Below are 23,728 nucleotides of genomic sequence, written 5' to 3' on the forward strand. Positions count from 1 at the left end.
CAGCGCGTGTTCCCGCATTAATCGCGTTAATTGATCACTTGAACCACATCAATCCCGTGACGCCGCAGTTCACGAACCGTTTTCTCGTTGGCAAAATTATCGGTAATGAGCACATCCACCGCCGTTAAATCGGCCACATGGTAATTGCTGGTGACGCCTACTTTGCGGTAATCCGCCACGCAAATCACCTTTTGCTTGGTACGGGCGATCATGGTGGTGTTCACCTGCGCTTCAAAAATATTTTGCGTCGTGACACCGCCGCCTTCACTAATGCCATCACAACCGATTAAAGTGAAATCCGATTGCATGGTTTCAAGAATCTGAATGGCCACGGTGCCAACCAGTGATTCCTTGGGGTAGCGGATTTCGCCACCGGTCAGGATAATTGATGTTTCAGGGTGACGGACACATTCTGTCGCCCGGATATTGTTTGTGATAATCGTCAGCGGCATTGTCGCCAACTGATTAATCGCTCGCCAGCATAGCGAACTTGAGTTAACAAACAAGGTGCTATTTTTGACAATATAGCCTGGTACCGTCTCTGCAATCGTGTCCTTTAGCAATTCGATGCCCGAACGCGAGGTATGATTGGCAGTTGTGGGCAGTTTGGCTTTTTCAACGAGCCCATGATGCCACTTGACCTGACCCATATCCGACAACGCTTTTAGGTCCCGGCGCAGCGTTGTGATCGACACATCAAACTGGCGGGCCAATTCTTCAACCGCCACCGATTCGGCTTGATCCACAACGACCAGAACTTTCTCCCGGCGCGCTTGCACATTCGCCATTGAATTTTTCACCATTGTCACCCCATAACCAAACCCTACGTTGCTTATTTACCCCAGATTCGGACAATCTCCGCTTGAAAATCAGCTGCGGCCTTGGCGGGATCCGGTGCCTGGGTAATCGCTCGCCCGGCAATAAACGTATAAACATTCACACCAGAAAACAGTTTTAACGTGCCAACGCTCAAGCCGCCAGTCACTGACACTCGGAAGCCCATATCGACCAGCATTTGCACTTTGGCCAGATCCGCGGCACCCCATGAACCGCCGGAAAGTAAAGCATCCCGGCTCTGGTGATAAATCGCCTGGGTGACACCAATGTCTAGCCATGATTGGGCATCTTCCTTGGTCCACTGACCATAGAGTTCGATCTGAATGTCGGCCACTTCTTTTTGCGCCGCCTGAATGGTCGGAATAGTTGCGGAACAGATGCACGTCATCCAGTCCGCACCGGCATCAGCCATGTTCTTGGCAACCGTGGAGCCTGCGTCGGCACACTTGGTATCAGCAATCACGACTTTGTCTGGGAACAAAGCGCGCAATGCCTTCACTGCGATCGTTCCTTCCTGCAAGATCAAAATCGTGCCCGCTTCCACAATATCAACCAGCGGACCGACTTCCCGAACATCTGCCAAGGCACTGGCTAACGTATTGTTGTCCAGCGCCACCTGTAAGTTTGGTTTCGTCAAAATGTTTTCCTCCTGTACGCCCAACCGAAAATTCCTGGTGGCAAACCCGCCACCATACACTCAAAATTTACAACCATTACTCCACAAGGTCAGTCTCTTCACGGACACGTTGTTCGACTTCTTTATCACTCATCACGTTTTTAACGCCGATCACCTGCACACCTTTGTCCTTGGCATCTTTAAACATGTCGACAAAATTGGTGGTGGTAAACACCATGTCATATTGTTTAGCAGTACTTTTACCTTCTGCCAAGTTAGTATGTTCGATTTTAGAAATAGGAATATTCAGCCGTTTGAAGGCCTTTTGAACACTGCGCATCATCATCAAACTGGTCCCTGATCCATTGGCACACGATACTAAGATATTCATCAAATCTCCTCCTAATGTTCTGTGAGCATGTCACGATGCTTTTTTCTTCGTCATATTCTCTTTGTACTGTTCATAGTCGGTTACCATCAAGAAGTAATTATTCGGATCATGCCGGTATTCAAGTTGCGGGATCATAACCAAGATGATCACAACCGCAACAATGCCGATAATGCCAAGGAACTTCATTAAGACGGTGAAGAATGGCCATACCGTGTCCCAGTCGAACATCCCCAGATAACCGCCAAACTTCGACAATCCGATCCACGTGGCGATCAGTGCTGCGCCAAAGACCTGAATCAAACCGCTCAAGAATGGCAGAATCATAGCTGCCTTGGCGCCGGCACGTCGGTTGGCAAAAACTCCGAATGCGGCATTATCAAAGAAAAGCGGGATAAAGCCGGCAATGATAATCGTTGGTGAATGGAACAGCAACAATGCCCCGATTGCCAAAAACTGCCCCAGTGCACCAAACAGAAAGCCAATGGTCACCGCATTGGGTTCGCCAAACGCAAAGGTGGCTGCAACGTCGATGCCCGGAACCGAACCAGGTAATAACCGGTCGGAAATGCCGGTGAAACTTTCCGTCAGTTCGCCAACGAACGTCCGCACCCCGAGCTGCAAAATTGTCAGGTTGACGGCAAAGCCTAGCGATGTCGTCATAATGTAAAACAGAAAACTGCCATTCGGTGCCAATCCCGAAGCACCTTTTGTCGCGGCAAAGACGCCATTGAAGTACGGGCGTCCGAGAATCAACATGATGATCCCAAAGAAGAACAGCATCAGAATTCCAGTCGCCACCATGTTTTCATTGAAAATCTTGAGAAAGCCCGGTAATTCGATGTCTTCTAAGCGGCGGGCTTTTTTCTGCGCCTTTACTTCATGTGCTTTGAACTTATCGGCCAGCCAAGATACGAATGCAATCCCAAACATTTGCTGATGGGCAACCGCAAAGCCGCCGCCATCGGTCAAATCCTGGGTATATCGCACCGTCATGTTAGATCCGACAGCCCAGTAAAGCCCCAGCACAACGCCCATTACCACTAACACTTCAATCCGTCCCATCTGCGGAAAACAGAAGAGCAGAATCCAAAAGGCCGTGGCAGCTTGTTGCACCTGAACGTTACCGGTAGTGAAAACCGCCCGCAATTTTGTCCATTTTTGGAAGCGGACCAGTAAAATATTGAAGACAAAGGCAAATAGCAACAGCAGCATGACATCGCCAAAAGTTCGCCCAAACGTTTTTTCCAAGCCTTCCGTCACCGCATTTTGCCCAAAATACGGATCAATGACAGTCGCAGTTAAGTTAAATCGATCTTTTAAGCCAGTCAGAATCGGGCGAAAACTATTGACCAAGCCGCCTGAGCCGACCATCAGGATCATGTAACCGATCACCGCTTTGAGAAAACCGGCGATTGATTCATACAACGGCTTGCGTTCCAAAATGTACCCAAGTAAGACAATGAACCCAATCATGTAGGCCGGCTGCGTTAGAATATTTGCCGCAAAGTAGTCCCATACACTGACTAGAAAATCTAAAAATGGCTGCATGAATTGATACCTTTCCCCTTCAACTTTCTGCGTCAACGATCACCTTGAAGTCATCAACGCTTTCGACGGCCAATAGTTGATCAATCAGTCCTTCTGTCATCAACATGTCAGAAAGATCACCGATGTTTTGTAAATGTTGGTTCGGTTCTTTTGCCGCTAATGTAAAGAACAGCTGTGCTTGTTTCTCCGGATCGTCCGGGTCGAAGATGACAGGTTCCGGGAACTTTGCAAACCCGATCGCCGTCCCCAAAACATTGGTACTTTCCGCCATGGCATGCGGCATTGCCACACCAGGTACAATCACAATGTAAGGTCCATTCTTTTCAACATTTCCGATGATCTCATTTACATATCCCGGCAAAATATACTGATGTTCAATCAACTTGTTTGCTGCCTGACGCAATGCATCTCGCCAATCGGTTGCCGGTTCCGGGCGAATATCAACTAAATCCTTTTCCCAAAAGTCTTTCAGTAACATGCTAAAACCCCACCTCACATGATTTATAAGAATGCTGGAAACGGCGTATCGTTTGGCACCGAGAACGTATCATGGAAGCCACGGTCATACATGAATTCCATTCGATCCTTGTCGTCCGGGAACGTAAATTCGCCGCCAACCTGCCAGATAAATGGCTTGAACTGATACTGCAGACGATCCTTCCGCATCTGCCACAAAGCCTCAATTTCCTTTGGATCGGCCATGAAGTTCGTCCAGATGTCATAGTGAACCGGAATCACGACTTTGGTTTTCAACGATTCAGCCATCCGTAAAATATCAATCGAGGTCACTTTATCGGTAATGCCGCGCGGGTTCTCCCCATAAGCACCCAAGGCAACATCAACGTGATTTTCATTGCCATGTTTGGCAAATAGGTTAGAGTAATGCGAGTCTGCCGCATGATAGAGATTGCCGCCGGTTGTTTCAAACAAATAGTTAACGGCAATTTGGTTCATATCCTGCGGCATTTTGCCTACTAGCTTCACATTCGGATCATCCTCAGTGATTAATGCTGTCCGGTCAAAACCCTCCAACACTTTGACCTTCGTCTTGCCAATCGTCACGACATCGCCAGGCCGGACAACGATGGTTTTTTCGGCTGGAACGCCCCATCCCTGCCAGATTTCGCAGACTTTCTCCGGACCGTAAAACTTAGCATTCGGGCAATTCGCGTTCACTGCCGCGGCAGTATTGATGTCCAAATGGTCGCTATGAATATGGCTCACAAACAGGGCATCCACATCCTTCATCGCAAAAGGATCAATCACAAACGGCTGATTACGCAGGTTTGGCTGCATCTGCTGCACGCCACTCATTCGCATCATCTGATGCCCTTTGCGCATCATGCCGCTGCCATGCGTCTGCTTACCTGTGCCGCACCACAAGTCAACCAAAATGTTCGTGTCTTCAGCAGTTTTCAACCAGATCCCCGTGCAACCCAGCCACCACATCGAGAATGTGCCTGATTTCACATGTTTCGCCGCAATTTCCTCATTTAACCAAGTCCCCCATTCCGGAAACGTGCTCAGAATCCATTTTTCGCGGGTGACGTTATTGATTGTCTTCTTTACCATGATGTTCCTCCTTAGCTTCTTTCCCTGACCCTGGTTCTCATGGTAAAGTCTTGTGGTTGCGCTTACAATACTGCTATATGAACGTTTACGGGATTATATGACGCTTTATGAATTTTATATGCACGTTTCCAAATTTAAGCAGTGAAACTTTATGAATGGAATCATAATTTTCGGCAATTCAGTGCATAAAGGTTATTGCGGCATAACCAAATTGATATCAAAGGCCTGCTGGTTTCTTGGTTAGGACGTCGCCTCAGTCCGTCTGTATTATTTATCACAAGCAGACAAACACACGTTGAGGGAATATAAAACCGATTAAGGCAAGAATCTACAATTACATTTAAAATTGCACGTTAACCAACAGAATGCAATACCTGTCTTGTTTCTTATTCATGATTTAGGAATGCTTAACAAAATGCCGCGACATCTTTTTTTGCACGCCAAAAAGCCCGAGAAATGCAACTGCGACACGGCAAACTCGAACTTTTTGTCTTCGTATAAGCAAGACAATTTTCCTATTAATCGTTATCAATATAAGCTAAATAATCTACTATAAAATGAAATCAAAATTATCGAGCCAGATTTCACCGCTGAAACCCCGTCCATGTCTTGACAGAAGCCACCTCAGGGAATAAGCTTTTTGCTATTAAGAATAAATGAGAAGAAATTGTTTTTAAAATGTGAAAAATTTGGGTATTTTAGACATTTCTTTTAAGTCTCATTTTTCTTAATACAAAATCTAAGGGGGACGGGCGTACATGAATAAAAATTCGACGACCGAAATGAAGCGACATTACAAGATGTATAAGGCAGGCTCCAAATGGATGACTGCTGCGATCATTACTTTTGGTACGAGTTTGATTGTCTTGGGCGGCACCGCCACCCAGTCCGTTGCCGCCGATACAACGACGACGCCGACAGAAAAAACGAGTCAAACGGCTCAGTCAACTAGTGCACAATCACAGCCGGCCGCACAAACGACGACCAGTCAGGCAACAGCCAGCGCTGCTTCTAGCAACGCGACTCAAACTACAACGGCAAACAATGCCAAAAGTAGCGCAGCTCAAACACAGGCAACACCTGCCCAAAACACGCAGAGCAATGCTAGTCAGCCGCAAACTACAACCCAGCAAGCCTCATCTGCGACAGCAAAAACAACCGCACCGGCGTCTGGCACAACCACGCAAACAAACGCCAGCAGCGCGGCCAGCCAAACGGCAACAAGTACAGCAACAACGGCTACTAGCCAAGCAAGCGCCGCGGCGACTGCAACCAGTACGGCTACAGCTGGCAATCAAAGCCAAGCCAGTTCTGCTGCCACAACCGATCCCGGGCCAGCTAACCAAGATACCCTGACCAAAGGCAACGTCAAAGGGCTATGGGACGAAGGCTACCAAGGCCAAGGCATGGTCGTAGCCGTCATTGACTCCGGGGTGCAACCGCACGCCGACTTACGCCTCAGTGACGACAGCACCGCCGCCATCACCAAAGAACAGGCCGAAGCTGCCATCGCCAAACTAGGCTATGGCACCTACGTTAACAGCAAAATTCCATTTGCCTACGATTATGTTAACAACGACAGTGTGAACACTGGGACCACGGTTGCCGGCTCCACCCACGGCGAACACGTTGCCGGGATTATTGCCGCCAACGGCACCACCGCAGACGGCGCAACTGGCAAAGAAAAAGCATCCACTTACGTCAAAGGCGTTGCGCCTGAAGCCCAGATTCTCGCCATGCAGGTCATCGATGAATTCCCGGATGAAAATGCGAATGACATTTCCCGGGCGATTCGTGATGCGGTGGCACTCGGCGCCAATGCCATTCAAATGTCACTGGGCATCGGTGTTACCGAACAGGATTTAACCGATGAAGAGCAAGCAGCGGTGCAATACGCCACGGAGCACGGCGTTTTCGTCTCGATTTCAGCGGGTAACAACGCCATCGCCGGCAGTATCATCGGTTCTAAAACGCCGAATGATATCTCCACCGCCTATGCGCCTAAGAACGACTCAACAATCGGTGACCCTGGTGCTGCTGCATCGGCCATGACAGTCGCGGCAGAAACCAGCACAACTGGCGCGGATTCCCAGATGGACGGCTTTTCATCTTGGGGTCCGATGGCTGATTACACCTTAAAACCAGACATTTCTGCGCCTGGCGACAACGTCACATCCACCGCGATCGACCCTACCACCAACACGCAAACATATGCCGTCGAATCCGGCACGTCCATGGCCGGCCCGTTCAATGCTGGTGCCGCGTTGCTGGTTATGCAAAAAATCAAAGCAACCCAGCCTGACTTAACCGGCGCTGATCTCGTCAAGGCCGTCAAGTTAGCCCTCATGAACGCAGCGGAACCGATGAAAGATGTCAATTATCCGGACACCTACATTTCCCCGCGGCGCCAAGGAGCTGGCCAAATCGATGTCGCCAAAGCCGGCGATTTAACCGTTAGTGCTGAAGGCACCAACGACGCCGGTTCGGTTTCACTCGGTAAAATCGGCAAAACCACGACCTTCACCGTGACCCTGACGAACCATGGCAAAACCGCACAAAACTACACGGTTGATACCAATGGTGGTCCACTCACCCAGGTTCGCGATGCAAGTAACGGCAACACCGTCCATGATGAAACGCTTGTCGGAGCAACCGTCAACACCGATACCGCCAACTTCACTTTAGCGGCTGGCGAAACCAAGCAAGTCACCTTCAAACTCTCCCTCGACGATTCCGTTGCCGCCAACCAACTAGTTGAAGGCTATCTCACCTTTAAAGCAACCGACGCTGCGCAAACGATCAGCGTTCCGTATCTCGGCTACTATGGTGATCTCACTGATGAACAGGTCATTGACGCACCGGCCAACAGCGGTGAATCCATTTTCAATGGTGGCTATCTGGTGGATAACAACAACAATCCGCTTGGTGTCACCGACGCCGCATCGCTGAGCAATTTGGTTAATACCGACACGACTGGCAAGTATACATGGACGCTGGTACCCACGTACGTCGACAACAAGAAAGTCTCATTCTCACCAAATGGCGACGGCGCTAGCGACACGGTTTTCCCATACGTCTTCTCTAAGCAAAACCTGAAGTCGGTCACTATCCAGATCCTCGATGCTCAAGGCCACGTTGTTCGAGTCCTGGACAAGGAAAACAACACCTCCAAGTCCTACTTGCAAAACGGCAACAGTTTTAATTCCGATCTGGGTTTAAGTACCGACATGCGCCTTGATCCAACCGCCTTCACTTGGGACGGCAAGGTTTACGATCAGGCCACCGGCAAATATGTCACCGCACCCGATGGCAAGTATACGTACCGGCTGGTGACCGAGCAATACAACACAGGCGCCCAACAGAATCAGGATTATGACTTACCGGTCACCGTCGACACCGTTGCGCCAACGCTAACCGGCCTAAGCTATCAAGACGGCCGCGTCTCCGTTCATTACGATGATCAAGGCGCTGGCTTCACCAAGTTCAGCGATTTGGCATTGAAAATCGGTAACAAGGCATACGGCGTCAACTTAAACAACAACGGCCAAAATAACGACGGCACGTTAAGCTTTGAATTAACCGCCGCCCAAAAAGCCGCACTGGAAAATAGTGACGGCAGCCTGACCCTGACGTTAACTGATGTCGCCGGTAATAAAACCAGCGCCAGCCTACAAGCAACTGCTGGCACACATCAAACCGATACAACCACGCCAACATCTGATGTTGCTCCGCAATTCACCTGGAAAGTCGGCGATGGCCCGCACAACTTCTGGCGTTCTGAAGGCTTCGTTCAAGCGGTTTCCGACCAAACCAGCTTTACCGCATACGCGCAGGTACCGGCTGGCGTGGACTGGATCGTCTATGCCACTGATGCGCAAACCGGCAAAGTCTTCCCAGGCACGGTCGACACCAAAACCGGGACTGTCACCTTCAACTTGACTGAATCTGCGCCGTATGGTGATTTTGTCGGCACCGTCCTGTCACCGACCGCAGACTTCGGGACTTATGAAGAAGCCGGTCGTGCAGACGGCGATGAAATGATTGTCTTTTTGGATGCTAACGGTACGGCCGGCTACGGCCACTTCAGTCAAAAGAACGTGCACGTTGTCGTTCCGTTGCAAGATAATGCCAAGGCTGCGGCCAACGCGACCAAGACCAGTGGTGCGCCAGTACTAGGTGGCCGCGCCTTTTCCCAAATCACGACGCACGCCCAGCCAACTGCCGGTCTGAAGTTTGATAAATTCAACGACAATTCCTTCACGCTGGTTGGCGCTGACCAAGTCGCCGATATCTACAACGCGCAAACCGGCCAGCTAACTATTACCGGCCACGTTGACAACCCGGCTGGTAAAACGTTAACTGTCACGGATGCCACCGAACCGGCTAAAACCGTTGCAATCGGCGCAGATGGCAAGTTCAGCTTCACCGTGCCATTCAAAGCCGCCGAACAGCAATCGGTTGGCTACCGGCTGACCGAACCAGCCACGGATGGCTCGAAATCAACGAAAACCGCTTATGGCGAACTGCAAATCTACCTCGACACCATCTTCCCGACACTCGACCTGCCGCAAGCCGACACATTGAAGGTTGATGACCAAGGCAACTACGACATCACGACCACCAGTGACACATTCACGGTTTCCGGCACGGTCAATGACAACATCAACGGTTATCGGCTCTACACCAACGGCGATAACGTTGTCCACCAAAAGAATCTGGCTGGCTTCAACAACCATCTCGATCCGCAATCGACAACTTCTAACCCATACGGTGCCGCTGACTTCAACCAGACCTACACGCTGAAAGACGGCGACAACTACTTCACAGTGACAGCCGTCGATATGGTCGGCAATAAAGTCACCAAGGTCTTCCATGTCGTTAAAGTTAAAACGCCAACACCAACGCCTGGTGATAATGGCAACACTTCGGGTACCGGCAACTCAGGCAATGGCAACTCGAATCAGCAAGGAACTGGTGGCAACGCCGGTAACCAAGGCGGTAATAGTGGCAATCAAGGCAACAACGGTGGTACTCAAGGTGGAAACGGTAGCGGCCAAACCCCGGCTACCGGCAACGGCACACCGACGACGCCAACAACCGGCACTGGTACTAACGGCGGTAACGGCAACAACGGTCAGCAGAGTCCAAAACTGGTGACACTCGACAACAAGCTTAAGAATCAAACCAAGACGCCTGCTGCCAAGAATGGCACGACAGCCAACGCCACCAAACAAGCTGCAACCGGCAAAACCATGCCACAAGCCGGTGAATCCCAGAGCCCGTTAGCTATCATCGGTCTCGCCATCGTCAGCATCTTTAGTTTTATGGGCTTTGCATCCCGGAAGAAACGCGTCTAGACTGAAATCAGCTTAAACAATAGGTTGATTATCAAGGGAGATGAGCACGTGCAGCCAGTGACCATTATGAATCTCGATCGGCTCTTAACCGCCTTGATTCAGGCGCGTCAACGCGGCGAACTGCAACAAACCGTTGTTGAACGCGTGCCTAGCGAACCAGGCGCTGATCACATCTTCGGTACCCGCACAGACAAAGGTGAATTCAAGCCGCTCATCCGTTTTCGTTTCGATCAGCAATTGCCTGACAACTATGCGGAGGCTCTCAAACAGCATGGGTATCAGCTTGAGGTTTTGCATGAGAAGCACCGGTCATGAACTTGGGTGATGGCGGGTTCTCAGTCTGACAATCCTGGGTATAACGATAATAGATATAAAGAAACAGGTATTGTTTCAGCAAGCATTTTGTGCTGGTTCAACACCTGTTTTTTTGATGCTACTCGTCAAGTCAACGTTCCCGTTTTGGCTACTGATTCACAATGCCAAACAACTTTAATCCAAAAAAATAGTCGTCCCGCAAAACACACGTTGACGACTATCTTCTAGAAACAAAACAGGCTGTGGATAAACGGTAACCGCCTCAAGGGGAGGTGTTGTCATGCGTGACTTTTTTTGGCCCGATTATCGCGTCATTCATTGTAGGAATATGACTCTTGTTGCCTACATATTAATCAGATGATCAGCGATAAGCATACAGTTTCCATCAACCCACATGCCCTGCCAGTTAGGTCTCGATGAGTGAATGATATCATAGTTGATTCTATTTTTCGAGTTTTTTAGCAACTTTAAAAAAACGCTACCATTTTTGGCCAGTTATCGTAAGCTAAAAAAGTCACTACAACCCAAATCCGGTGACGGATTGGAGGTGACGAGATTGTCGGACTTTGACCAAACCGTAACGGCGCCGCTTATCGTTGGCATTGTCTTGATCTTGCTTGACATAGTGCTGAACGACTACAATAAGCGGAAGTAGTGACATTGTTCAGCAAGTAAACAGGGCGCTTCGGAATTCTTGCAGATTTCGAAGCGTTTTCTTGTTGGCGCACATATGCAAAGCAAGCTTTTTTAGACATAAAAACACCGTGAGGCTTGCAGTCACTCACGGTCTGATGACGAAACGTCGAACTTTGACTAAATCAATTGTACGATAAAGAGATTATTTTTGCAATTCGGGATTTTCCCCCTCAAAAGGCCTACTGCTGTTCTCACCCCACCTGTGCCAACGCCTGATCAAGATCCTCAATAAGATCCCGCACACTCTCCACACCGATCGCCAACCGAATAAGTTGCGGCGAAAGCCCACTTGCCTTGCGTGCAGCAACCGGTAGCTCGGCGTGGGTCATCGTCCAAGGCAACTCTGCCAAACTGGCCACCGATCCTAGCGAAACCGCCAATGTAAATAATTTCAGGTGATTCACAAAGCGATCGGCATCAACGTTATCGGCCAATTCAAAGGACAAGACGCCTCCTGCTCCGTTGAGTTCTTCCTGCGCTATCTGATAATTTGGATCCTGTTTCAAGCCAGGATAATGAACGCTTGAAACCAGCGGCGATGCCTCCAGGTGTTCGGCAATTGCCAGCGCATTTTGCTGCTCTCGATCCATGCGCAAACTAAGGGTTTCGATCCCGCGCCGCACCAAGTTAGCCGCTTCAGGCGCCAACGTTGGCCCCAACGCATTCTGCAAATAGCCGACTTGTTGACTCAACGCCGGCGTTTTGGTCACCACCAAGCCTGCCAAAACGTCGCTATGGCCGCCTAAATATTTAGTAGCACTGTGAATCACGATATCCGCACCCAAGTTAAGCGGCTGCTGCAGATAAGGCGTCAAAAAAGTATTATCCACAATCGTCAAAAGGCCGTGCTCCTTAGCCAGCGCGCTGACTTTTTTAACGCTGGTCACCTTTAGCAGCGGATTCGACAGCGTTTCAAAATAAATCGCGCGGGTATTCGGCTGAATGGCCGCTTTAATCGCATCCAGGTCACGCGTATCCACCGTCGTGAACGATAAGCCATGCTTGGTAAAATAATCGTTCAACAGACGATAAGTCCCGCCGTAAACCGAATCGCCAATGATAATATGATCATCGCGGTCAAAAATCGAAAACACGGTTGAGATCGCCGCTAACCCGCTTGAAAACGCAAACCCGGCATCGCCATCTTCCAGATAAGCAATTTCCTTTTCTAGGTATTCGCGAGTAGGATTACCACTTCTGGTATAATCCCAGCGCACCTTAGCGTCTGCCTGCGGATAAGCAAAGGTGGTACTTTGATAAATCGGCGGCACCACTGCCCCGGTTCGGTTATCGCCAACGGGTATGCCATGGACAAGCTTGGTATTAAAATCTGTCATTGAAATCCTCCTGACTATAAAAGACGGTATCAAATTCAAGAACGGCGACTACTTGGTCGTAACGTCTCCGCCAAAATACTTCTCAGAAAGTTTCTTAAGCGTGCCATCCGCGCGTAAATCGTGAATCACCTGATTAATCGCTTTACGAAGCTTAGGCGTTTTCTTCGTCAGCAAAGCCGAAACTTCATCTGGCTTCTGCTGAGAATCGGGGACTGCTCTGAACTTCAACCCTTTAGTGCTATTGCTCTTAGCAAACGAATACCAAGCAGCAGTGGAGTTGATCGTCGCGTCCGCCCGATTCTGCCGCAATAACCCCAACGTTGTCGCAAAGTCACCTGACGGAAGGATCTTAGCGGCGCCCAACTTCTTGGCCAAGACTTCATTACTCGTGCCGGTTCCTTCCACAACCGTCTTTCCCTTAATATCCGCCAACTTTGTAATCGTGCTGGCTTTTGCCGTGGGCGTAATCAACGCATACCGCGAATAAATATACGGCGTCGAAAAATCATAGACCTTCTCCCGTTCCGGCGTCTTGGTGATGTTGTTCAAAACGACATCAAACTTGTTCGCCCCCAAGCCGGCAATCAGCGAATCCCATTTAGTCGGCACAAACTTCACTTTAACCCCAAGTTTCTTGGCAATATCACGACTCAGATCGACTTCAAAACCCGCAAGTTCGCCATTCTTTCGATACGAAAACGGCGCATAAGTTCCTTCAAGCCCCACCGTTAACGTCTTATGATCCAAAAGCTCCTGCTTAACGTTACTCGTGCTACTGGAAGCTTGCTGACTGCTGGTCTTCTGGCAGCCAACCAGAAGCAAAAACAATCCCGCCAAAACAATGAAAAGATGAACCACCCGCTGCGTTCGTTTCATGAAAATCTCCTCCTATAGCCCTTTGCAACAACATCATCATCAACCAAACAAAAACGCGGCCTATGTTATCCTTGCCGATCACTCGACAAGGACGACCATAAGCCGCGTTACCACCTTGATTAGACAAAATGTCTCACTCCGGATACATCAAAATCAATATCCTTACTTGTTAACGAAAGTTTCCGTTGCCGTCTTACCAACGTTCGACCGCAATCACACCTACAATACCAAGACCATATTCATCGCCAACTTCACATTGCCTTCCACCAACTGACAATTCTCTGTATTTCGGTTAGACGATTACTCATCTTGTCATGAAATATTAATTTAATTGCAAGCTTACGCGCAAATTTGGGTTTGTCAAGCAGAATGCCGTAGACTGAGTCATATTAACTACATCTTCTCACCATTAGTCGCAATGACCTGTTTATACCAGTCGAAAGATGCCTTCTTGTACCGCTTCAAGCTTCCTTGACCATCATCATCGAGATCAACGTAAATGAATCCATACCGCTTGGACATTTGCCCGGTGGTTGCACTGACTAGATCAATGCATCCCCATGGTGTGTATCCCATTAAGTCAACCCCGTCATCAATCGCACCAGCCATGGCCTGGATGTGCTGACGCAAATAATCAATCCGGTAATCGTCCTGAACAAAATGATGCTGGTCTGGTTTATCAACTGCCCCTAAGCCATTTTCAACCACAAAAACAGGCTTTTGATAGCGGTAGTAGAGCTCGTTTAACGCAATCCGTAGACCAGTGGGATCAATTTGCCATCCCCAATCACTAGACTTTAAAAACGGATTAGCCACACCACCAATGAGATTCCCATTAGCTTGAGGCTTATTCGTGTCAACAACATCGATGACCGTTGACATATAGTAGCTAAAACCGATGTAATCAACCGGATTAGCCTTGAGCAATGCTAAATCCGCATCTGTGATATCTAGATCTGACCAGTTGAACCCAAACGATTTCATTAATTGGCTCGAATATCCAGGATATTCACCGCGCACCTGCACATCGCCACAGAATTGATTGAAAGCCTGATTATGTTTCAAAGTCGCCAGTTGGTTCTTCGGATTACTGTCAAAAGCATAGCTGGTGGCATACAGCAACATGCAACCAATCTGATTTTCCGAGTTCAATTCGTGGGCTTTAGAAACCGCATAAGCACCGGCAACAAATTGATTGTGCCAAGCTTGGAAAATATTTTGCTTGTCGTGACTGCCATTACTTGGTGCCAGACCTTGACCCATGATCGGCATTGTCATGGCACTATTGATCTCATTAAAAGTCATCCAGTAATGAACCCGGTCACTATAACGAGTCAGGACAATGTCCGCGTAATGTTTAAAGAAATCAATCAGTTTTCGATTCTTCCATCCACCATACTGGGTAATTAGATGGAGCGGCATTTCATAGTGAGACAAGGTAATGACCGGTTGAATACCATAGCTCAGGCAGGTCGCGATAACGTCATCATAAAATGCCAGCCCTTTTTCATTTGGCGTTGCCTCATCTCCATTCGGGAAGATGCGACTCCACGCAATCGAGAAACGGTAGCATTTAAAGCCCATCTCCGCGAACAAGGCAATGTCTTCCTTGTAATGGTGGTAATAATCGATGCCCTCGTGGTTAGGGTAACGATATTGATCAGCATGGATACGCCAATCAAAGTGCGGGTCGTTCACGATTGCGAAACGTTCCTTACCTCCAGGCAATACATCAGCAACAGATAAGCCTTTACCATCAACGTTATATGCACCTTCAAGTTGATTAGCTGCGGTGGCACCGCCCCATAAAAAACCTTTTGGAAATTGAGTCATTGATATTCCTCCTTAAATGACGTAGAGAACTGGGTCTTGGGTTGAAACTTGAGTCTTATCGCTTGCAGTGACTTCGACAAAGTCTTTGGAGTTCGTTACAACCAGCGGCGTGGTGATATCATATCCTGCCGCTTTGATTGCTTTCAGATCAGCATCCATTAACAATTGCCCTTGCTTGACGCGGTCGCCTTGACTGACATGAGCAGTAAATGGTTTGCCTTTCAAATCAACCGTATCCAGGCCAATATGAATTAGTAACTCGATCCCAGTGTCGCTCTTTAAGCCAATGGCATGTTTGGTTGGAAAAACTGATTCAACTGTTCCATCAAAGGGCGCATAGAAGTGATCATCTTCGGGAATGATTCCGCAACCTTTTCCTAACATCCCTTTTGCGAAAGTATCATCAGGAATACTTGCCATCGTGATCAATTCTCCCTGAACAGGGCTGTAAATCCGCTTGGTGGCCCGCACGCCTGAACTGACCGTTTCGGAATCCGTCGCAGTCTGGGCGGTAGTGTCATCAACACCTGCAACATCAGCAACACCTGCAAGAGCTAAAGCCGGTTCATTAGCCGCATGATTCATTTTTTGTCCTTTTACCGATGTTGTTGCTGATCCATCATCCCAGCCAAGCACTAACGTTAAAACAAAGGACAAAACAAACGACATCGCTAAGGCAATCAGAGCAAACATGAAGTTCTGGTTTTGACCGTCACTCATGAATTGCGGTAAGGCCACAAAGGACGGGACAGCAAAGGCAAACGCCTTCAAGTGGACAAAGCCCATGAATAATCCGGTAATGCCGCCCGCAATCATAGAAGCATAGAGAGGACGACGATACTTTAAAGTGACCCCGTAAAGTGAAGGTTCAGTTACACCCGCCAACAAAGCTGAGATGCTTGCGGCAGAAGCAACCTGACGGGTCTTTTTGTTCTTAGTCCGAATGGCGACGGCGAGACTCGCTGCACCTTGACCAATATTAGCAGCCAACATTGCGGGCAAAATTAACGAGTCCGGTGTGGCTACCGAGGCGGCCAAGAAGATTGGCGCAAAAGCCCAGTGCATACCAGTCATGACGATCAACGGCATAAAGGCCGCCATCAGAGCCATCGCTAACCAACCGACTTTGGATTGAATGAAGAGAATTGCGGCAGACAAACCTTGACCTGCAAATGATCCGATTGGTCCAATGACAATCAATGCTAAGAAACCCATCACAAAAATTTCAAGCAACGGTAACGCGATGCTCTTGATCGAATTTGGAATGATCCGTTTGAGCCCACCTTCGATATATTTCATAGCCCACACAATCATCAAGATCGGGATGACTGAAGATGAATAATTGAATAGCGTCACCGGGATGCCGATGAAGTGAACCGGTTTAGCCGCGTTGACCATCGCTAAGAAATTCGGATGGATCATGATGCCTGCAATTACCACTGCCAAGATCTGGGAGACCTTGAAGTAATTCGCAGCCGTATAGGCAAGCATAACGGGTAAAAAGTAAAACGGAGCGTCACCAAAAATAGCGAGGATCTTATATGTTTGACTACTGGTACTTAACATATGAAGCAGTGGAAGGAGAATGACAATAACCTTCATCATGCCCCCACCAATCAAAGCAGGAATCAAAGGCGACATGCACGAAGAAATAAAGTTGGCGAAAGTATCAAACAGGTTCGTGTGACCCTTAGCTTCATCTTCGGCTGAATCAGCCACGTTATCAGCGTCAGCTGCTTGAATACCACCTAAAGCCATAATCTTGTCATAATAAGTTCCGACTCCGTTGCCCATAATAACTTGATACTGACCGGACTGATGATTCACACCTAAGACCCCGGCAATATCTTTAACAGTCGCATCTGAAGCCTTCTGTTCGTCCTTTAAATAGAATCGTAGCCGTGTGACACAATGGGTCAACGACTTAATGTTTTGCTTGCCACCGACTGCTTTAACAATCGAGCGAGCTGTTTCAGAATAGTCCATGTTTGTTCTTCCTTTCCATATAAAAAGACCCAAACAAGCGAGAAAGATCCTCTCACTCATTTAGGTCATGCTCTTTGCTAAGATAACACCCTAAAGATTTTTAACTAGGCGACTAATGTGGACTGTCATGTACATCATTTCAGTATCCGTCACCTTAAATTGATACTTTTTCTGAATATAGGCTTGAATCTGCTTGCAGCAGGCGTAAGGACGAGGATAACGACGCTTGATGGTTTCGAGGAGATCTAAATCATCATCTTCATAATGTTGTCCTTCCAACAGACGTTGCGCGAAAAACTTCAAATGGGTAATAAACCGGTAATAAGCTAGTGAATTCTCGTCAAATTCGGTATTGAAGAAGTCCTTAACAATGCCTTCAACTTCCTTCATGATCTGGGTCACGTCATAGGCGCGATTTTGTTCAGCCCCATTGGAGACGTCCGCGTTGACAAAATGCAAGGCTATAAACGCCGCCTCATCGTCTTTCAAGGATACTCCCATCTCATCATTGACGATTTGAATTGCTTTTTGACCGACGGCATATTCGTCCGGATAAAACCGCTTAATATCCCACTTTAGCGGATTGCTTAGCTGAATGCCTTCTTTGGCCTGCTTAATCGTGTTATGCAGATGATCCGTCAAGTTAACGTAAATCGATTCACTATACTTTTTACCAGTGCGGATTTTCGCGTAATTGATGACCTTCTCCGCAATCATGATCTCATCCATCGGAACGTCAATTGCCAAGTCAGTGAACCGGTTCATTGTGTTGTGGTCTTTAAGAATAAAAGTTTTATCCACCAATTCCATATCAACTGGCGAGCCCTTTCGCTTACCAAAACACAAACCCTTACCCATTAACAAGACTGGGAGACCGTCGTGATTCTCAGATAGGCATGCATTGTTATTCAAAACACGTTCGATGATCACGACTGACTTCCTCCCTGCTAATGTTAATAAAAAGACTTACCCTAACGAAGGTCAAATAGACCCTTTAATTAGGATAAGTCATGCTCTTAACGATCGCACCTTATCAATAATCGATTAACTTATAAGTTAAATCTGAAACGGGTTACACATGCTCGCATAAAGCGATTACATTGCAACAACACAGTATATTTTACATTTTGTTGGCGGTTTGTCAACTAAGCTTTTCAGGTAGTATGTGGTAAATATTTAAAAGTTCGCGCAAAAGTTCTTTCTCAAATAAAACACGCCCCCTCACACAAGAGGACGTGGTTTAGAATATTTCCCTATTTCCCAAGGAGGAAGAAACTTACTTCAACGGTTCCCATTGCCATTCTTCGACTTCCGGCAGATCGGTCCCGGCTTCACGAATGAAGTCGTGGTGCTTCTGCAGGAGATCATCCATTTCCTGCATCAGATGAGCGCCTTTTTCCGTGAAGTCCGGCACATCCAGGACAGCTTCCTTGACTAAGTGGAAGCGATCCAAGTCGTTCCTTACCCGCATATCAAATGGGGTCGTGATGTCGCCTTCTTCACGATATCCGTGAACATGCAGGTTGTGGTTATGGCGATCAAAGAAGATATCCTTGATCAGGTCATCATAGCCGTGATAAGCGAAGATGACTGGTTTGTCTTTGGTGAAGTACATATCGAATTCGTCATCGGACAAACCACGCGGATCGTCTTTCTTCAGCTTAAGCAGATCAACGACATTGATGAAGCGAATCTTGAGATCCAGCAAGGCCTTGTGCAGGATGGAGATGGCGGCCAGACTTTCCAGTGTTGGTTCCGAACCGGCTGCCGCAATGACCAGATCCGGCTCAGCGCCTTGGTCGGTGCTGGCCCAATCGATGATGCCGAGGCCTTTTTCAACCAGATCCTTGGCTTCGGTGTCCGTAAACCACTGCGGACGCGGATGCTTGCTGGAAACGATCAGGTTAATCAGTTGCTTGGAGTCAACGGCCTTGTCGAAGACCCGCACCAATGTGTTGGCATCGGCAGGCAAATAAGCACGGATGTACTTGGTCTTCTTTTCCGCCAAGTGGTTGATGACGCCAGGATCCTGATGGGAGTAACCGTTGTGATCCTGCTGGAACGCCGTGGAAGAAGCGATGACGTTCAAAGATGGCACATCAGCACGCCAGTCAGCTTCTTCATGGGCATTGCGTAACCACTTGAAGTGCTGGGTGAGCATGGAATCAACCACGCGCAGGAAGGATTCGTAGCTGGCAAAGAAGCCATAACGGCCGGTCAGGGTATAAGCCTCTAACATACCTTCGTCCATGTGTTCGGAAAGCATTGAATCAATGATTCGGCCATGTGACGCCAACAGGGCATCATATGGCGGGTCGGTTGGTTCCATCCATTGCCGTTTCGTGGCTTCAAAGACTTTATTCAACCGATTGGACAAGGTTTCATCCGGTCCAAAGCCGCGGAAATTCTTGTTCTTATCATTGAGCTTGATCAGGTCACGAATGTAGGCGCCGAGCACCATCATGTCTTGACCTTCGATGGCGCCATGATCCTTGTTATCCAAGGCGTAATCAGATGGGTTTGGCTTCTCCAGATGCTTGGCCAGCTGACCACCATTCGTCACCGGATTCATCGCCATACGTTTGTCACCCTTAGGAATAATCGCCTTAATGTCAGCTTTCAGGGTGCCATCGTCATTAAACAGTTCTTCCGGGTGGTAGGACTTCAACCAGTCGACGAGTTGATCGGCATGTTGCATATCGCCTTGGTCCACCGGAATAGGGATCTGATGCGCACGGAAGGAACCTTCGATCGGTTCGCCGTCCCATTCTTTCGGACCGGTCCAGCCTTTAGGGGCGCGGAAGACCAGCATTGGCCACGCCGGACGACTTTCATCATCGTTGTCCTTAGCGTTCTTCCGAATCGCCTGGATCTCTTCGATGATCTTGTCCATTTCGGCTGCCATAAGCACATGCATCTTGGCCGGATCTTTGCCTTCGACAAAATGCGGATCCCAACCCAAGCCTTTGAAGTAATCTTCCAACTCTTCATGGGATTCACGCGACAAAACGGTTGGGTTGGCAATCTTGAAACCATTCAGGTTCAAGATCGGCAGCACCGTTCCATCGGTTACTGGATTGAGAAACTTATTGACTTGCCAAGAGGTTGCCAACGGACCAGTTTCCGACTCGCCATCACCTACGACAACCGCCGCAATCAAGCCTGGATTGTCCAGCACCGCGCCGGCTCCATGAAGGATAGAGTAACCCAGCTCGCCGCCTTCGTGAATGGAGCCCGGTGTCTTTGGATCGGCATGTGACGCAACGCCGCCAGGGAATGAAAACTGTTTGAAGAGCCGTTGTAAGCCCTGCGCGTTCTGTTCAATCTTTGGATACAGTTCAGAATAACTGCCATCCAAATAGGAGTTAGAGACCATCACTTGGCCGCCATGACCCGGACCTTCAATGTAAAACATGTTCAGATTGTACTTGTTAATGACCCGATTCAAATGGGCGTAAATAAAGTTTTGACCCGAAATCGTTCCCCAGTGGCCGATTGGGTGCACTTTAACATCTGACGCCTGCAATGGCCGCTTTAACAGCGGGTTGTCTTTCAAGTAAAGCTGACCGACCGACAGATAGTTAGCCGCCCGCCAATACTTATCGACTTCAGCCAGATAGTCTTTCGACGAATAGTCGGTGGTTTTTTCAATTGTTTGGTCCATAATTGGCAATCTCCTTTGCTAAACTTTGCGTTTGTTTGCATAGCAATAATACCACACAACCAAAATTTTGAAACCCCTTTCAAAATTATTTTTAAGAATGACGATAAGGACACCGCCATTAACATTCTTAAACAATGACCTTTACACCGTGTTTTTCCATTGCCGAGATAGTCTCAGTGTTGAGACCTTTGTCAGACAAAATGACGTCGTAATCACTTATCGAAGCTGTTCTAAAGGGATTCATCTTAGTGAACTTCGAATGATCTGCCAGCAACACCTTTTTATGGCAATGCTGCATCATCTTTTTGTCCACCTCAATTTCAGAAAAATAATGATTTGTCACGCCACGACTGATGCTTACACCACCAGAACCAAAAAAGCCAATGTCGCAGAAGACACTGTCGATATTGGCAAGCGTCAAGGGGCCAGACAGTGAACCTTCAATACGACGAAGCCCTCCGCCGAGCAAAACCAACTGAACCGACTCTGCATATCGTAGTTCCAGAAGGACATTAATTGACGTAGTGATAACCACAACATTCTTAAATTCGTGCTCCTTGATTTCCTGAGCCACCAGTGCGGCAGTTGTGCCATTACCCAAGAATACAGAATCACCCTCAGAAATGAGTTTGACAGCGTTCCGCGCGATCGAGAGTTTTTCTTGGAAGTTCTCTTTGCGTCTTTGGTCATAAATCGTTTCATTCACGGGTTTATTCAGCACAGCCCCGCCGCGGATCACTTGTAGTTTCCCTTGGTTCCCTAACTCGGCGATATCTTTCCTAAGCGTTTCGCGCGAAACAGATAAGTCTTTCGCTAACTCAGAGATACGCACGCTTCCGTTACTGTTCAATTGTTTTAAAATACTTTGCTGCCGTTCAATATAATTCACCAAGATCGCCTCCAAATGTTGATTTAACTTGTCTAAGCACGCCCCAAAGTATAAGGCAATATTAACATTCCTAAACCTCGTTCGATACTTGATAAATCAAGGCATCGCGCCATCAATTTGCAAATTATGGCAAATATACAAATAGCAAAATGTTGCAAAGTACAAAACCTCGTGCTATAGTCCTTCTTGAAAACGGTTGCAAAAAGATGGAGGCTTATATCATGTTAAACAATGCAGTTAGAAGCAAGGAAATTACGTCAAAGTCTTACAGGTTATTGAAGCCTGGAGATATTGAAGAGGTTATGTTAAAGCACGAACTAAAGCCTGGATTTGTCAATATTCAGCCACTAATGGCAAGCGTTTGCCATGCGGATGATCGTTACTTTGCTGGTAAAAGACGCCCAGAGGCATTGGCTAAAAAGTTACCTATGGCTTTGTTGCACGAGGGCATTGGGACAATCAAAGAAACAATGAGCAACAAATTCCAAAAAGGGCAGCGAGTTGTAATCGTCCCGAATGTTCCTGGTTATATGTTACGAGGGGAAACAAAGAAAGATCCAATCCCTGATAATTACAGTGTCGACTCAGTCTTTTTAAGCAGTGGTTATGACGGAATTGCGCAAAGTGACTTAGTGCAGCCGGATCGTGCGGTTGTCCCTCTCCCAGACAACATTCCAGATGAAATTGCAATTCTAACTGAGGTCAGCACTGTGGGGTATCACGCAACTAGTCATGTTGCAGAAGCATTATCAAAACCAAACTGCCGCGTTGCATTATTTGGTGATGGACCTGTTGGCTACATGGCGGCGGCCGTTTTGCATTATATTCGCGGCATTGATAAAGAACACCTGACTGTGTTCGGTGCAATTCCCGACCGACTGAATGAATTTGACTTTGCTAACAAAGAATTGGTTACAGATTATGATTTCGACCACGCTGGTGAACAATTCGATGTGATCTTCGAAGCAACGGGCGGAAACTTTAGCTCAAGTGCTATTAACGAAGGCATTAAAGTCATCAAGCGAACAGGTAAGTTTGTCTTAATGGGTGTTAGCGAAGATTTGGTTCCAATTGATACCCGAGATATTTTGGAAAAGGGTTTGACGTTCTATGGAACTAGCCGTTCGACAACACCTGACTTTGAAGAAGTCGTTAAAGCTATGAGTCAAAGTCAAGCATATCAAGACACGCTTCGTAAACTCTTGCCTCAAAAAGAAATGATTATCAAAAACGCGTCCGATTTAAATAAAGCATTTGAGGAAATTGTTGCAAGTAAGGCTTGGTACAAAGCCGTTCTGAAATTTGAATGGTAACTGCTGTAAGTCAACTATGAACGGTGATGATTCTATGAAAGAAGGAAGTTGAAAGTATGGTAGGTTTTGTCATTGCAACTCACGGGAAGTTAGCGTCAGGGTTTTTGGACGCAGTGAAGTTAATTATTGGAGAACAAGAGAACATTGGCGAAATTGGTTTGTTCGAAGGCAATGATGTCTCTGAATTTGGATTGAAGTTGGAAAAATTAATCCGACAAGAAGATGAAGGTGACGGTGTCATTGTGTTCACTGATCTTTTTGCCGCTAGTCCGTACAATCAAGCAGCACTTTGCGCAAGTAGAATCAAGAATGTCAAAATCCAGCTGATCACAGGGGTCAATTTGCCGATGATTATTGAAGCAATCAATGCACGAATGATGGGGCAAAATATTGAACAGATCACGAATGCTGCATTTGAAACCGCTAAAGTTGGTATCAAAAACTTTTGGGATGAACTAAATGCACACACTTCGCAAACAAAACATTAAGGGGGAATTA

General features: G+C 47.6%; 17 protein-coding genes and 1 other annotated feature. Of the genes, 4 read left to right on the top strand and 13 right to left on the bottom strand.

The window, feature by feature from the left end; genetic code table 11:
- Nucleotides 1-26 precede the first annotated feature (26 nt).
- The 6 genes from LACSTY_RS13610 to ulaG form a co-directional block, all read right to left on the bottom strand.
- Nucleotides 27-803 carry a DeoR/GlpR family DNA-binding transcription regulator gene (locus LACSTY_RS13610; RefSeq protein ID WP_162494873.1) on the bottom strand — a complete coding sequence of 259 codons (777 nt, stop codon included), beginning with the start codon at nt 801-803 and terminating at the stop codon, nt 27-29.
- A gap of 29 nt (nt 804-832) precedes the next feature.
- Nucleotides 833-1,474 (bottom strand): 3-keto-L-gulonate-6-phosphate decarboxylase UlaD, encoded by a 642-nt coding sequence (locus LACSTY_RS13615; RefSeq protein ID WP_087913035.1) that lies wholly within the window; start codon nt 1,472-1,474, stop codon nt 833-835.
- Between the two features lie 76 nt (nt 1,475-1,550).
- Nucleotides 1,551-1,844, bottom strand: a complete 294-nt coding sequence (locus LACSTY_RS13620; RefSeq protein ID WP_047106941.1) for a PTS sugar transporter subunit IIB — start codon at nt 1,842-1,844, stop codon at nt 1,551-1,553.
- 30 nt (nt 1,845-1,874) lie between these two features.
- Nucleotides 1,875-3,392 carry a PTS ascorbate transporter subunit IIC gene (gene ulaA, locus LACSTY_RS13625; protein WP_087913036.1) on the bottom strand — a complete coding sequence of 506 codons (1,518 nt, stop codon included), beginning with the start codon at nt 3,390-3,392 and terminating at the stop codon, nt 1,875-1,877.
- Between the two features lie 19 nt (nt 3,393-3,411).
- The gene (locus tag LACSTY_RS13630) at nt 3,412-3,870 is read right to left on the bottom strand and encodes a PTS sugar transporter subunit IIA (RefSeq protein ID WP_087913037.1); all 459 of its coding nucleotides are present in this window, start codon (nt 3,868-3,870) and stop codon (nt 3,412-3,414) included.
- Between the two features lie 23 nt (nt 3,871-3,893).
- Complete coding sequence (ulaG, locus tag LACSTY_RS13635) at nt 3,894-4,964, bottom strand: L-ascorbate 6-phosphate lactonase (RefSeq protein ID WP_087913038.1); 1,071 nt, start codon at nt 4,962-4,964, stop codon at nt 3,894-3,896.
- A gap of 758 nt (nt 4,965-5,722) precedes the next feature.
- Between ulaG and LACSTY_RS13640 the strand changes: the two genes are divergently transcribed.
- Together LACSTY_RS13640 and LACSTY_RS13645 are read left to right on the top strand one after the other, a co-directional pair.
- On the top strand, nt 5,723-10,321 hold the full coding sequence (locus LACSTY_RS13640) for a S8 family serine peptidase (RefSeq protein WP_087913039.1): 4,599 nt from the start codon (nt 5,723-5,725) through the stop codon (nt 10,319-10,321).
- 48 nt (nt 10,322-10,369) lie between these two features.
- Complete coding sequence (locus LACSTY_RS13645) at nt 10,370-10,636, top strand: hypothetical protein (RefSeq protein WP_087913040.1); 267 nt, start codon at nt 10,370-10,372, stop codon at nt 10,634-10,636.
- Nucleotides 10,637-11,523: 887 nt separating this feature from the next.
- Here the strand turns inward: LACSTY_RS13645 and LACSTY_RS13650 are convergent.
- The 7 genes from LACSTY_RS13650 to LACSTY_RS13680 form a co-directional block, all read right to left on the bottom strand.
- The gene (locus LACSTY_RS13650) at nt 11,524-12,669 is read right to left on the bottom strand and encodes a trans-sulfuration enzyme family protein (protein WP_087913041.1); all 1,146 of its coding nucleotides are present in this window, start codon (nt 12,667-12,669) and stop codon (nt 11,524-11,526) included.
- Between the two features lie 48 nt (nt 12,670-12,717).
- Complete coding sequence (locus LACSTY_RS13655) at nt 12,718-13,545, bottom strand: transporter substrate-binding domain-containing protein (protein ID WP_087913042.1); 828 nt, start codon at nt 13,543-13,545, stop codon at nt 12,718-12,720.
- 84 nt (nt 13,546-13,629) lie between these two features.
- Nucleotides 13,630-13,870 (bottom strand) — a binding site (T-box leader).
- 68 nt (nt 13,871-13,938) lie between these two features.
- Nucleotides 13,939-15,384, bottom strand: a complete 1,446-nt coding sequence (locus tag LACSTY_RS13660; RefSeq protein ID WP_269466790.1) for a glycoside hydrolase family 1 protein — start codon at nt 15,382-15,384, stop codon at nt 13,939-13,941.
- Between the two features lie 6 nt (nt 15,385-15,390).
- Nucleotides 15,391-17,364, bottom strand: coding sequence for a beta-glucoside-specific PTS transporter subunit IIABC (locus tag LACSTY_RS13665; protein WP_087913044.1), 1,974 nt, complete (start codon nt 17,362-17,364; stop codon nt 15,391-15,393).
- A gap of 90 nt (nt 17,365-17,454) precedes the next feature.
- Complete coding sequence (gene licT, locus LACSTY_RS13670) at nt 17,455-18,294, bottom strand: BglG family transcription antiterminator LicT (RefSeq protein ID WP_087913045.1); 840 nt, start codon at nt 18,292-18,294, stop codon at nt 17,455-17,457.
- A gap of 346 nt (nt 18,295-18,640) precedes the next feature.
- Nucleotides 18,641-21,028, bottom strand: coding sequence for a phosphoketolase family protein (locus tag LACSTY_RS13675; protein ID WP_087913046.1), 2,388 nt, complete (start codon nt 21,026-21,028; stop codon nt 18,641-18,643).
- Nucleotides 21,029-21,155: 127 nt separating this feature from the next.
- A complete protein-coding gene (locus tag LACSTY_RS13680) occupies nt 21,156-21,917 on the bottom strand; it encodes a DeoR/GlpR family DNA-binding transcription regulator (RefSeq protein ID WP_087913057.1) in 762 nt (253 codons plus the stop codon).
- Nucleotides 21,918-22,138: 221 nt separating this feature from the next.
- Between LACSTY_RS13680 and LACSTY_RS13685 the strand changes: the two genes are divergently transcribed.
- Nucleotides 22,139-23,230: a zinc-binding dehydrogenase gene (locus LACSTY_RS13685; protein WP_087913056.1), complete on the top strand. Its 1,092-nt coding sequence runs from the start codon at nt 22,139-22,141 to the stop codon at nt 23,228-23,230.
- Between the two features lie 56 nt (nt 23,231-23,286).
- Nucleotides 23,287-23,718, top strand: coding sequence for a PTS sugar transporter subunit IIA (locus tag LACSTY_RS13690; protein WP_087913055.1), 432 nt, complete (start codon nt 23,287-23,289; stop codon nt 23,716-23,718).
- The last annotated feature ends 10 nt before the right edge of the window (nt 23,719-23,728 follow it).

It is taken from the genome of Lacticaseibacillus styriensis, assembly GCF_030770295.1.
GTDB lineage: Bacteria > Bacillota > Bacilli > Lactobacillales > Lactobacillaceae > Lacticaseibacillus > Lacticaseibacillus casei.